This window comes from Clostridium sp. B9, assembly GCF_050509515.1.
In the GTDB taxonomy this organism is placed as follows: Bacteria; Bacillota; Clostridia; order Clostridiales; family Clostridiaceae; genus Sarcina.
In genome coordinates this window covers 2,683,296-2,696,496 of sequence record NZ_JBNWKA010000003.1, presented here as the reverse complement: position 1 = coordinate 2,696,496, position 13,201 = coordinate 2,683,296, and the positions used below count along the sequence as shown (strand labels likewise).

Annotated in this window: 13 protein-coding genes and 1 other RNA gene; 9 read left to right on the top strand and 5 right to left on the bottom strand. The window is 26.5% G+C overall.

Annotated elements, in window-relative coordinates:
* Positions 1-128 precede the first annotated feature (128 nt).
* Both ACQZHJ_RS11800 and ACQZHJ_RS11795 read right to left on the bottom strand, forming a co-directional pair.
* Entirely contained in the window at positions 129-2,054 is a 1,926-nt protein-coding gene (locus ACQZHJ_RS11800; RefSeq protein ID WP_430485756.1) for an FUSC family protein, read from the bottom strand.
* Positions 2,055-2,277: 223 nt separating this feature from the next.
* Positions 2,278-2,943, bottom strand: a complete 666-nt coding sequence (locus tag ACQZHJ_RS11795; RefSeq protein WP_430485755.1) for a hypothetical protein — start codon at positions 2,941-2,943, stop codon at positions 2,278-2,280.
* Positions 2,944-3,094: 151 nt separating this feature from the next.
* On the opposite strand from ACQZHJ_RS11795, the gene ACQZHJ_RS11790 reads away from it, so the two are divergent.
* Entirely contained in the window at positions 3,095-5,053 is a 1,959-nt protein-coding gene (locus tag ACQZHJ_RS11790; RefSeq protein WP_430485754.1) for a hypothetical protein, read from the top strand.
* Positions 5,054-5,317: 264 nt separating this feature from the next.
* Complete coding sequence (locus ACQZHJ_RS11785) at positions 5,318-6,124, top strand: cation diffusion facilitator family transporter (protein WP_430485753.1); 807 nt, start codon at positions 5,318-5,320, stop codon at positions 6,122-6,124.
* A gap of 84 nt (positions 6,125-6,208) precedes the next feature.
* On the opposite strand, the gene ACQZHJ_RS11780 is transcribed toward ACQZHJ_RS11785, so the two are convergent.
* Positions 6,209-6,673 (bottom strand): DUF2383 domain-containing protein, encoded by a 465-nt coding sequence (locus ACQZHJ_RS11780; protein ID WP_430485752.1) that lies wholly within the window; start codon positions 6,671-6,673, stop codon positions 6,209-6,211.
* Positions 6,674-6,863: 190 nt separating this feature from the next.
* Here ACQZHJ_RS11780 and helD point away from each other — a divergent pair, with 190 nt between their 5' ends.
* From helD to ssrS, 4 genes are all read left to right on the top strand, one after another.
* Positions 6,864-9,158 carry an RNA polymerase recycling motor HelD gene (gene helD, locus ACQZHJ_RS11775; protein ID WP_430485751.1) on the top strand — a complete coding sequence of 765 codons (2,295 nt, stop codon included), beginning with the start codon at positions 6,864-6,866 and terminating at the stop codon, positions 9,156-9,158.
* 17 nt (positions 9,159-9,175) lie between these two features.
* Positions 9,176-9,433 (top strand): DUF1292 domain-containing protein, encoded by a 258-nt coding sequence (locus ACQZHJ_RS11770; protein ID WP_430485750.1) that lies wholly within the window; start codon positions 9,176-9,178, stop codon positions 9,431-9,433.
* Positions 9,434-9,451: 18 nt separating this feature from the next.
* A complete protein-coding gene (locus tag ACQZHJ_RS11765; protein WP_430485749.1) occupies positions 9,452-9,847 on the top strand; it encodes a hypothetical protein in 396 nt (131 codons plus the stop codon).
* 59 nt (positions 9,848-9,906) lie between these two features.
* Positions 9,907-10,103: non-coding RNA, 6S RNA (gene ssrS, locus ACQZHJ_RS11760), on the top strand.
* A gap of 81 nt (positions 10,104-10,184) precedes the next feature.
* Here the strand turns inward: ssrS and ACQZHJ_RS11755 are convergent.
* A complete protein-coding gene (locus ACQZHJ_RS11755; protein WP_430485748.1) occupies positions 10,185-10,373 on the bottom strand; it encodes a hypothetical protein in 189 nt (62 codons plus the stop codon).
* A 68-nt stretch (positions 10,374-10,441) separates the two neighbouring features.
* Positions 10,442-10,723: a hypothetical protein gene (locus ACQZHJ_RS11750; protein ID WP_430485747.1), complete on the bottom strand. Its 282-nt coding sequence runs from the start codon at positions 10,721-10,723 to the stop codon at positions 10,442-10,444.
* A gap of 192 nt (positions 10,724-10,915) precedes the next feature.
* On the opposite strand from ACQZHJ_RS11750, the gene ACQZHJ_RS11745 reads away from it, so the two are divergent.
* From ACQZHJ_RS11745 to ACQZHJ_RS11735, 3 genes are all read left to right on the top strand, one after another.
* On the top strand, positions 10,916-11,113 hold the full coding sequence (locus tag ACQZHJ_RS11745) for a hypothetical protein (RefSeq protein ID WP_430485746.1): 198 nt from the start codon (positions 10,916-10,918) through the stop codon (positions 11,111-11,113).
* Between the two features lie 277 nt (positions 11,114-11,390).
* Positions 11,391-12,680, top strand: coding sequence for a murein hydrolase activator EnvC family protein (locus ACQZHJ_RS11740; protein WP_430485745.1), 1,290 nt, complete (start codon positions 11,391-11,393; stop codon positions 12,678-12,680).
* A gap of 141 nt (positions 12,681-12,821) precedes the next feature.
* The gene (locus ACQZHJ_RS11735) at positions 12,822-13,190 is read left to right on the top strand and encodes a hypothetical protein (RefSeq protein WP_430485744.1); all 369 of its coding nucleotides are present in this window, start codon (positions 12,822-12,824) and stop codon (positions 13,188-13,190) included.
* Positions 13,191-13,201 lie beyond the last annotated feature (11 nt).

Below are 13,201 nucleotides of genomic sequence, written 5' to 3'. Positions count from 1 at the left end.
GAAAAAATAGGCTCTGTTTTAGATTAGTGCTAATTTTAGATGGAAATTTAAGGTGCTCTTAATAGAATTTAAGAGTACCTTAAGTGTTGACTAGAAAATTATTGCTAACTTAAAACAGAGCCTTTTATTTAATCTATATATCCACTAGTAATCGCACTTGTATGGTGCTTAATAGGCGAAGGACAATTTATAAGTGAATCATTTGTCTTAGTTATAAATACTATTAAATCATCTAAAGAAGCTTTTTCATCTATTAACTTTTGAAGATTTTCTTGAAAGCATATTAACTTATCTTTATTAACTCCACAAATTAATCCAAGTTCGCTTTTTAGTATGGTGTAATAGCTTAAAGAGGTAGTTAAGTGGTATGTTGAAAATAGTAAAAGGTTAATATTTTCATATTTTTTTTGTATATTTCTCAAAGCTAGTTTATTACATAGAAGATTTATATGTATTATTAAATTTATAATAAGGGCTTCATTTCTGTCCTTCTTTTTTATAAGCTCGATAGACAAAATATTTATAAGCTTTATAAGTTTGAAACTTAATTCATTTATTCCTCTATCTAGGCTATATGGGAATAATATTTTGTTAGCTAAATAGGTTATAATTATTCCTAATATTAAATAGAAAATCCTATATAAAGCAAGTGAATTTACCTCATAGTTTATAGAGGCCATACATATTGCTGATATGGCTGTAAATAAAGATAACTTATAATAACTTTTAAAGGCATAAGTTAAATAAAGTGTTATTGTTAATGTTATAAAGTAAATAAATTGACTTTGAAATATATTTAAAATAACAGTAATTATAACAACAGCAAATATATTTCCCTTGAATCTATCTTTACTTTTGCGTTTTGTGTCCTCATAATAAGGTTGCATTATAGACATTATTGTTATTCCAAGCCAACTCATTTTTGTCCAGTCAAAGAGGGAACTTATCAGAAGAACTATGCTTAGAGTTAGAGCTATCCTTAAAGAAAAATTAAATTTTATTGTTCCCAATTTTAAACTTTCTCTAAATTTAAATTGATACTTATCAGTATTTTCCCAGGGTTTATAGGGCTTATAGCCAATAACTTCTTCAAGGGTGTTTATATCAGCTAAATATAAATAAAGATTTTTTATAGACACTGATATATCATGTATGAATACAAATTGATCTGGTAATTTATTATGAAAATCAACCAATCTATCTAACTGTTTTTCTAAAGACTGGTATGAACTTTCGTTTTTTAAATAAGAACCTATAGCTATTAAAGAGTCCCTAAGTTCTTTTAAAAATGATTTTATAATTTGACTTTCATATTCACTTTGAGAGTAAAGCTTATCTAAATTATTTAAGCTAATATTGAAGTTATCAAGCACTATATAGATTTTAAATTGGATACTTCCAATATTATTTGTTAAACTTTTTCTTCTTCTAGTTGTATATAGATTATAGCAAATAGAATTTATTTCTTTTGAAATAGTTTTTTGTAAATCTAGGTTATAATTTTTATCTAAAATATTATCTACTTGATTAGTAAGTAGAGTAATGGACTTTAAGATACTTTCTTTTATTAAGGTTTTATAACTAAACTTATTAAGAAATAATTGAAATATTACTATTAAACTGAATCCAAAAAACATAGATAAAAGCCTTTGTGGAAGCATATTAAAATTAATCCTATAAAAGTTAGTGAAAATATACAACATAAGAAATGGCTTGTATAATAAAGGATTATATCCAATAGAAAATTTGTAGGCTATAAAAAATATTGAAAAAAAGTTTATAAAAAATCCTAAAACTACATTTGTTGTTGATAAAAAAGATAAAATAACTAATGTAGTATCTAACATTAAGAGATGAGTTATCTTTTCAATTGGATTTATTTTAAAATTTTCCTTCCAAAGAATAGAGGAAGTTAATGCTATTGGATATGCTAATACAGCATTTTCAATACCAAAAAAAAACCAAGAAATTAAAAAAGTTAAAAAAGCAATTGTGCCTTCTTGTTTCATTGCATGTACGTCTAAATTAAATTTTTTTATAAGATTATTAATCATAAGCATCACCTAATAATATTATTTCACTTACAATTTAAATTTATTATATAATATAAAATTTAGGCTCTGTTTTAAAGTGTGTAATAAAAAAGAGCTGTATCAAAATAACTTGTTAATAAAACTTACAAACAGTATGAAGAGAATATATAAATTCTTAGCAAAATATGGTAATTCTCGGAATATGTTTGTAAGTTTTATTATTAAGTCTTGATATAGCTCATTTTTATTGCATGTCAGGGAAAATAGCACTTAATAAAGGTACAGTGCCACTAAATACTATTATTATTTTATCATTTTCAGTTGTTATAGATTTTATCTGAAGATATTTGATTATATCTTTAAATGAAAGGATTATATCTCCATTATTTTTATCGAAAGAAAGTAGTGAATTGTTTTGTAGATTTTCAAAAATCATATCTTTAGGAATATTTATAAAACCAACTTTTCCTTCTTTATAATGAAAAATACCTTTGCCATCTTTGCTTTGGCCTGTAAAAACAAGTTTAGCTTGGAATGGTATATCCTTATATTTTATATTGGCATATATATTTATATCATTATTTTCTATATCTACCTTCAATCCAGTAAGATTTTTTATAGCATCAGGTTCTTCTCTTAGGGCTAAAATAAATAAATCAGTTAACTCTTTATCTGAGAACTCTGTTGTAGATTCAACATTTATTTCTTTTAATGATAAATCAACATTGCTAGGAAGAAATTTTTTTATTAAATTCCAATTGTTAAGTTCAATATTAGAGTTAATTGGAGTTACTGGTACCTTAGGAGCAAAGTAGGATTTATAAACTAAACGCACGCCTATTATTGATGCCATTATGAAAAATACTAATGATAATGTAATTACTAGGAGCCTTTTTTTCTTTTTGGTCATTCTATTCTCTCCAATCTTTAGAATTTTATATATTATATTATTTTAATTATAAACTAAATATAATTAAATTTCATTTATTTTTACGCATAAGTAACAGATGTATTTACCATATATAAACTAGTAATATAGTAGATATATTTAGGAGGATAATATGCTTTTAAATAGAAAAGAAAAAATATTGGATATTAAATCAGGAGATGTTACGGGCAATGGAGTTGATGATGAGGTTTATATTACTGCCTGTTTAAATGCAACTTGCAAATATAGGTCATATTTAACATTAAAGGAGAAAATGAGTGGAAAAGTTCATAATATAGGTATAGATGAAGAATACTATAAATTTGAAATAATGTTAGAGTCTTTTAAAGATCCATGCAAGAAGGATATTTTTTTGAGGTGTATTGGAGATGGATATGGGGGGCACGTTAGAGGAAAAATATTTTCATATGAAGATGGAAGGTTAGCTGAAATATTTGATAGTGAAGTTTTTTATGAAAAAAATAAGCTTAGTGCTTTTTATAAAAATGATTATGAAATAGAAGTTAGAAATTCAGAGAGAAATAAAAAATATTTTATAAGTATAAGGGAAAACTATAAATATTATTTAGACTTTGTATATGATAAAAATGGTAAAGTTAAACATGGAAAGGAAAAAGTTAACATAGGTAGAGTGTTTGAGTGCTATCCATTTTACAAATTTGGAAGTGAGGTTTCTTCATTAAGTATATCACAAAAAATTTTAGGACAAGCTGATACTGATTATATTGCTGATGTCGAAAGTATTGTTAAGTGGGAAGAAGAGGATTTCATGATTATAAATCAAACTGTCAATATAAAAGGAAATCTAATAAACCAAAACTATAGAGGCAGTGATATATGTGTCAATGAAGGTTGTTTTAAAATTATAAAAGGTAGAGAAGAAGTCAATGAAGAGGTTAATAATATTATAAAAAAAGAGTTTAATATTGATGATCATGATTTTAGATATATAAGATATGATATAGATTTAAATAATGATGGAGAAGATGAAGTATTTATATATTTAAAAGATTGGTATTTTTGTACTGTTAAAGGATGTAAGGCATTAGTTTTAAAAAAGGATAATAATAGCTATAAAGTCATAGGAAGTTTTGAAAATTTGATATATCCAATTATAGTTTCTAATACAGAAACTAATGGATATAAGGAATTAATTTTATATATTTCAGGAATGGGTATAGAGAATGGATATAGAAAAGCTAAGTTTGATAATGGGAAATATACAGGTAATATATTTTTAGAAAATGTAATTAGCTTAAATGATTTACAGATAGAGAATGTAAAGGGATATCTATTAGGAGAATATTATCAAGAAGGAGATGGAAAATTTGTTATAGATACTAAGATAAAAAGAAAAGATTTAGCTGAAATAGTTAAAAATTTTATTAATAAAGGAAGCGAAATATTATTTACAAGTGAGACTGATGTAGATAAAGATGGAAATAGAGAGATAATTGCTGCTTATAGATATGCAAAGGGTTTGTACTTAGTTATTATAGAGGAAAGTGATGGTCAATGGGGACTTGTAGATGTAATAAAGGGTAAAGGCTATAATGTGAATAAGATTATAATTGCTCCTTTAGAAGAAGGGAAATATCACTTGATTGTAGTTTGGGAAATGTCAGATATATGGTCAACCTTAGATGTTTATTCAAAGGATAAATATGGACTTTATAATTATTTAGAAATAAGCAAACCATTTAACAATTTAGAGGTTGAAGATATAGATGGAAATGGACTGTTTGAGATTATAATTTGGAATAGAGATAGTGGAGATGCGTATAAAATTGATATTTATAGAGTTCAGAACAATAATCTTATTAAAGCAAGAGAGCTTTATGAGAAGTATTTTAAGGATATAGTAAAGTATTATAAGGGGCTAGTAAATAAGAATCCATCATCTCCAATATATTGGTATTATCTTTCAGAATCTCAATTTATAGCTGGTTATTTAGAAGATGCTCTTAAATCTATAAATATGGATTTGAGTTTTCAGTATCCTTACTATTCTAAAGAAGATGCATTACTATTTAAAGAAAAGATAGAAGGAAAATTAAAAAAACAAAAATAATAAAGTGTAATTAATATATTGCAGTTTAGGGATTAAAGTGTTTTTATATGAAAAGTTAATGGGGTACGAACATTATATTAGTGCATTATTTAAGGCTTATTAATGATTAGAAAAATTTCTCATGAAATCATAAAATAGGATTAAGAAAATTATTTTGAGGTGGAATTTATGAGGAATGAAAGTTATTTATTAAAGATATCGGCATTAGGAGCATTGTTTTTTGCAGTACTTGGAATTGCTTGGGGATGAACTCTAGAATCTGAAATGATTTTATTTGATGGAATATATTCATTAGTGAGCGTTATATTATCTTTATTAGCTTTAGTTGGAAGTATTTATATAAATAAAATTGAGAATGAGAAATATCCATTTGGTAAAAGAATGATTGAGCCATTAATAATTATAATTAAATCATTAGCAATATTACTGATGTGTACTTACTCCTTAGGGGGAGCATTTATAGATATATTAAGTGGTGGAAATGAAGTACAATATGGATATGCTTTAACATATGCTACAATATCAACTTTGGGATGTGGAGTTGCGTATTTATTCTTAAAGAAAAAAGGAAATTTAATAAAATCTAATTTGTTAGAAGTTGAGAGTAGCCAATGGCTTATGGATACTTTGTTAAGTTTTGGTGTTTTAGTTGGATTCTTAATAGCAACAGGATTAAATTATACTGAGTTTGCATGGTTTAATAGGTATATAGATCCATTAATGGTTATAATATGTTCGGCTATATTTATAAGAATGCCTCTTAGAACATTGATAATAGGTTTAAAAGAGCTTCTAGAGTTTAAAGCTGATGATAGCATAAGTGAAGAAATAAATAAATTAGTTAGAAAAATAGAATCAGAGTATGCTTTTGAAGAAACTATAACTAGAGTTTCTAAAAGTGGGAGAGATTTAAGGATAGAAATAGATTTTATTTATAGTGATGAGTCAAATATTAAGGGTTTAGATGAGATGGATCAATTAAGAGAAGAAATATATTCATCATTAAATCATATTAATTATGAAAAATGGTTAAATGTTTCTCTTACTAAGGACAAGAAATGGGCAATATAAAGAAAGTGAGCTGTACAAGGTTTCGTATAGCTCACTTTTTTGCACAAATTTATATAGTATTCATTTATTTTAGGAGAATTAGGTTTAGTTAGATTTATTTAGATTAGAAAAATCATTTAGTTTTTGACTAATATCTTCATTTTCTTTAAGCATATTCTTTATAAGATTTTTTGAATCTTTATCTAAAGCATCTCCTTTTTCTGATAAAAATTTTTGGAACATCATAATTCCAGTCTTATGTGCTTTTATACTTTCTTCAAGAATCTCACTGTCTGTATCTGCAGCAACGGTTTTTAAGTTATAAAGAATTTCTGACGTCTTTCCAATTATTCCAACATTTGAAGAAGGCTTTTCACCTAAGGAAACTATTTTGTTAGAAATTTCTAAGGCTTCTTTTTCATAAAGGGTAATAATCTCCATAAGAAGTCTTTTTAAGTCTTGAGACTTACACTTTTTAGCATATCTGTCGAAAATATCTCTCCCCATATAAAGGCCTTTAAGATTATCATTTAATGCCTCAGCTGGAGTTCTATCTGTAATTTTTTCCATTAATATCACCTCAGTAGTATTTTGTCCTTCTATTTAAATTTAATGTTATATGGAGGAATGTTTTAATTGTAAATTAACAAAATTTTTTATAAAGTTTGTATAGTTAACTTTAAGATAGTATAATTAAATTCATTGATTACTTTTATAAGAAAAATTTAATATAGATGGCTTTGCGAAGGAGGTATTTATTATGAGTGAGAATGAAGTTTTAAAGTATGAGAGAGAAGTGCTTTTTGATACTAAAAGTTGGATTAAAAGTGAAGAAAACAGATTAGGTGAAGAAAAAGCAAAAGCTGATGATAAGTTAGACTTACTGAACAAAAAAAGTAAGGGGACATATAACACTGAAATTGAAATAATAAAAAAATCAGTTGAGTTTTTAGGAAAAGAACTTGAAAAGTTTAAGGAAGCTTATGATAAACCATACTTTGCAAGAATTGATTTTAGAGAGTATAGAAAGGATATGGAAAGTTTCTACATTGGAAAATGTGGACTAGGAGATATGATAGAGGGTGATGAAAGAGTTATAGACTGGAGAGCACCTTTAGCAGATTTATATTATAGTGGAACACAGGGAGAAGCATATTATAAGGCACCAGCTGGAATAATAGAAGGTGAGTTAAGTTTAAAAAGGAAATTTCTTTTTGATGATGAACAAAATCTTAAAGAATGTTTTGATGAGGGAATAAATGAAATAATATTAAAATCAGGTCTTAATGAAGAAGGGGACGGGTTAATAGATGAGTTCCTTAGAATAAACCTTGAAAATAGTACCGGAACAAAGCTTAAGGATGTTGTTGCAACTATACAAAAAGAACAGAATGATATAATAAGAGCTCCTAAAAATGCTCCTTTAATAATACAAGGGTCTGCTGGATCAGGGAAAACAACAGTAGCTCTTCATAGATTAGCATATCTTTTATATAGATATAAAGGCAATATAACAGGAGAAGATATCCTTGTTATAGCACCAAATAAAATATTCCTAGATTATATATCAGAAGTTTTACCAAACTTAGGGGTAGATAAGGTGGAACAGAAAACTTTTGAAGAACTGGCTTTAAAGAAACTTGGAATAAAGGGGAAAGTAATAACTAAAGATAAAAAATTAGTTGATATATTATCAAGTGATGAAAAAACTAATAAGTATGTAATTAATGATAGTAAAATAAAAGGCTCTATGCTGTTTAAAGAAATGCTAGATAGATATATTCAAGTTCTTGAAAGAGAAGATAGTAAAATAGAGGATATAACTATTTGTGGATATTCTGTTTTTGATGCAAATGAAATCAAAAGACTATTCTTGAAGGATCTAGTTAAATATCCAGTTAACAAAAGAAAAGATGAAATCAAAAAGTATTTTTCTAAGAAATTAGGAGATAAGGTTACAAGAGTATTAGACAAGGTTGATTTTCAATATGAGTATAGAATTGCTAGACTTAAAAAGAGCATGGAAGATTCACAAGAGAGAAGACAAAAACTTATTGCTCTTTATGATGAAAGAGATGCTCATAAAAGTGAAATAAAGAAATCTGCTAAAAAAGAATTTTCAGATTACTTTAATCACTGGAAAGGGATAAATACAGCTAATGTTTATAGAACTTTCTTTGAGGATAAAGAAGTTTTTGAAGAAGTTACTGCAGGTAAAATTCCAGGGAAATTAGCTGATTATATGAGAGAAAATCTTGCTTATAATATAGATAATAAGAGAATTGATTCTGATGATTTAGCTGCAATGCTATATTTAAAAATTAGAATTGAAGGAATAGATGATAATAATCTTTTAAAACATATAGTAATAGATGAGGCACAGGATTATTCAATGTTCCAACTTTATGTAATGTCTATGATGGCAGCAAATAAATCTTTAACTATAGTTGGAGATATAGGCCAAGGTATTTATTCATTCAAAGGTATAGATGATTGGCAGAAAACTATTTCTTTAGTTTATGATGGAAATGCTGATTATAAACATTTAAGTCAGAGTTATAGAAGTACAGTTGAAATAATAAAATATGCTAACAAGGTATTGCTTAAACAAAATCACTATGAAGAGCCAGCTAAACCAGTTTTAAGACATGGAATGGTTCCTCAGGAGTTAGAATTCACCAATGCTAAAGACTTCTGTGAACAGTTAGATTCCATAGTTAAAAAGGTGAAAAGTGAAGGGAAAAGTTCTGTAGCTATAGTTGGGAAAACTCTTGATGAGTGTAAAAAGATTAAAACTGCAGTTAAGAAATATTCAGAATTCGATTTTGATTTAGTTAAAGATGATCAGAAAGAATTTAATTTAGATTTAATAATAATTCCTTCATATTTAACTAAAGGGTTAGAATTTGACTGCACTATAGTTTATAATTTAAGTAAAGAAATTTATGATGAAAATAGTGAAATGGATAAAAAACTTCTTTATGTTGTTTTAACAAGAGCATTACACTATGAATATATATTTTTTAAGGGTGAAAAGTCGCCTTTAATAGATTAATTTAGGAGGAGTTAATAATGGAAGAAAAGCAAATAATGGCTTTTAGAGATGAAGAAGGAAATAAGGTTGAATTTGAGGTTGTTGCTAAGATATATCTTGGAGATAAAAAGAAAAAAGAATACATAGTATTATCACCAGTAGAAGGTGATGGAGATGAAGCAGATGACTTTGTATTTAGAGTAGATACAGTTAATGACTCAGTTGAGTATAACTTAGTTGAAGATGAAGAAGAATTTAGAGAAGTAAAAAAAGAATATAAAAAATTATTATACTAAGGTTATAAGGGGGATATTATGGATAAGTATAGAATAATAAATTATTTATCTACTAATGGTTTGTCAGATATAGAGGAAGTTTCTTTAGAAGGTGATGGATTAGCCCTTAAGTTTTATTATGATTTTGATGATATAGAAATTCAAGCTGCTAGAGCTTGTGCAAATGATGAAACTGATTATGAAGAAGAAAGTAACGAGTGGATAATGGAAGGAGTAATTCCTTACTTAGATGACATTGCTAATGATGGAGTAGATGAACTTTTAGAAGAAATTATGGAAGATTTTGAATTGATTGCTAAAGCTGATGGATATGAGATTGAATGTTCAAATTATTCAGGAAAACAGTTTTTAGTCATATTTCTTCCAGAAGATGAAGAATTAGAGATAGATGATATTTTAGATGAACTAAAGTAAAAAGATTCTGAAAATTCAAGGTTGATTTTTAAAAATCTTGTGTTATAATAAAAACATAGTTAATCCTGAGATGTACGCGAAGCTTATTAATTTTAACCTACATGATAAATACGGGATTTGCAACAAGGTTAAAGAGAGCGGACTTCAAGTGAAAACTTCACAGTTGTGACGGAAGATGGTCAAATTAATTTGAGCAGAGCCCACCTGCGAGAGGCAGGTATAAAATTGTAAGTGTGACGGCATATTTGGGAATAATTAATTGAGTTTGTATTAAAGGTTCAACTTTTAGTTGAACCTTTTTTTCATATGTAAAAAAGTAGCTTCAATATAAGCTACTTTAAATTAGTGATATATTCTTTAATTTTTCTTTCATTGCAAAGAGTTTGCTTTCTAAAGAATCAACTTTTTTAGAATAAACCTCTCTATCCTTAGGATTTAGTTTTTTACTTAAAATATCATTATAATAATCTATATCTCCCATTAATGAAATAATTTCTAAAGTATAATCCCATGCAGTTTTACTCATGAAAAAAACCTCCTAAAATTAAAATACTAGTACATAGTATAGCGTTAAAGGAGATTTTGTGATTCTTATTAAGAATGTTTAACTTTTTTTGATACTAAAAAGTACAATAATTCTACAACTATAAATAAGCTTATTATTAAAACTAAGAATCTTTCTGCTATATTTAAAATAGTATATACCTTAAAAATAGCTAATAAAAATATTAATACTGTGTATGAATAGAATGCTATAACTCTCGTCTTAGAGTCAACACTTATCCCTAAAGTTTCAGTGACTTTATTTTTCTCGAATCCAAAGAAAAATTTAAATTTATCTATTATTGTTATTTTATCTTCTTTGATTTTAATCAACTCCTCATTGGTATTTAAAGTAAGCTATGTTTTAAAATATAGCTCTTAAAGTAAAATTATTATATCACTAAATAAATAGTTATAGTTATAGGTATATAAAAATATATTTTAAGAATATCTTTTATATCTTTTAACCTATGTGTATAATATATTTATGAATAAATTATTAATAAGTTAAGGAGAGATGGATATATGAGTAATGATAGAGAAAATATAATAAGAAGAATATATGAAAGAATGAAACATGATTTTAAAGAAGAAGTATTTTATTCAGAAGTTTCTTTAGAAGAAATGAAAGATAGCATACAAAAGCATTATATAAAAGAAGGAAGTAAATTCAAAACATTAGAAGAGCTTATAGATGATGAAATATCAAATGAGAGGTTTTAATCTTATTTAAAATCAAAATTTTTATATATTAAGTGTTTTTATTTTAGAGTTGTACTATGACTTAATTAGTACAACTTTTTACGTTTAAATTTTAAATCAGTTTTAAGTGAGTGTTGATTTAAAACACAAAGTAAATTTAAAATATATGTGTTTAAAATATTAATTGAATTCATTGTATATATTGAGTATATTAACAAATGGGTGATTATAGTGTATAATATTAAGATATATGGTGTTTTAGCAACGAAATATATATATAAAGAAATAGGTGGAATAAATGAACAGAAGACGACTAACGGCAGTTATATTAAGTATAACTATGATTTTAAGTGTTTCTTTAAATAGCACCAATATTGTACAAGCTAAGACAAAAGAGGAAGCACAACAAGAAATCGATAATAATAACAGTAAAATCGGTGATCTTCAAGACAAAAAAGATAATTTAGATGCGGAGAAGAATAAAAGTCAAGCTAAACTTGATGAAATTCAAAATCAAATAGCTGAAAAGAATAAAATGCTTTTAAGCTCACAAAAGAAAGTTGATGAGTATAAGAATAACATTGATTCTTTACAAAAAAGTATAAGTAACTTAGAGGGAAAAATTACTGATGTTCAAAATAGCATAGAAAAAAAGAAAAAAGAAGAAGCGGAAAAAGAAGATATACTTTCAAGTAGAATAAGAAGTGCTTATAAGTCAAATTTAAGCAATCAATTTTTATATATAATGCTTGAATCTAAAAATGTAGGGGAATTTATAAGTAACATATCAAACATAAAATATATAGTAGAAACTGATAATAAATTAATAGATGATATAAAAAAGGTGCAAGAAGAATTAAAGGTTGAGGAAAATGATTTATCAAATCAAAAGAAAGATTTATCAAATCAAAAATCAAGACTTGAAGCAGAAAAGAAAGAGTACGATAATTTAGTTGCTCAATATGAAAGTCAATTAAATGAACTTAGTTCTTTAGAGGCACAAAAACAGGCCGAAATTGATAGTTTAAGTCAAAAAGAAAAAGATGTATTAAATGAGATAAATAGCTATAAAGAGGATAATGCTGACCTTAAGGATTATATAAATAACCTTATAAATGAGGAAAATAATAAAGGTGGATCAAGTGGAGGAACAAGTGGTGGTTCAAGTACTGATGGGGGATCAGGAAGTGAAACACCAAGTGCAAGTGGGTTTATAAGACCAGCTCCAGGTGGAGTTACAGATCCTTTTGGACCAAGAACTCATCCAGTTACAGGTAAGCAAAGTGTACATACAGGAGTTGATTTAGGAGCATCATATGGAACACCTATAAAAGCTTCCAAATCAGGAACAGTTGTAGAGGCAGGCTGGAATACTGCATATGGAAATATGGTTATAATAGATCATGGTGATGGGACAAGTACTTTATATGGACATTCATCAAGCTTAGCTGTACAAACAGGACAACATGTTTCACAAGGGCAAGTAATTGCTTATGTTGGCTCAACTGGATATAGTACAGGACCACATTTACATTTTGGTATAATGATAAATGGTAATTGGGTTAACCCAATGAACTATATAAGTTAATCAATAAAGGTGGGGTATCAAAGTAGACTTTAGTGTTAAATTTTGATACCTCATTTTTGTTAATATGTATTAATAGATTGATAAATTTATGGAATAACTAATTATATATTGGATTACCTAAATTGAATAGGAGATGGTATTATGAAGACTTTAATAGTTATAGGAATAGTTATATTAGCTGTAGGCTTATTGTTTGAATCTTTGCTAAATGTTAAATCAGCATTTAAATGGTTTTCTAAGAATTCAGAAGGCGAAGTTGGGAAAGATTTTAATACTGATTTTAAAAGAGAATTTAATAATATAAATAAAGAAAAGCAAGAAGAGTTTATAAATAAATTAGAAGATGATGAAAAGATAATTTTTAAAAATTATTTAATTTGTAGCAAAGAAGAAGAAAATGAACTGAAAGAAAAATTAAATGAAAAGCATGTATTTAATTTATTTAATAGATGGGCGAGACAGAATAGTATTAATCCAATAAATATGAGCAGTTATAAGAAAATAGATTAATAGTATAAAAA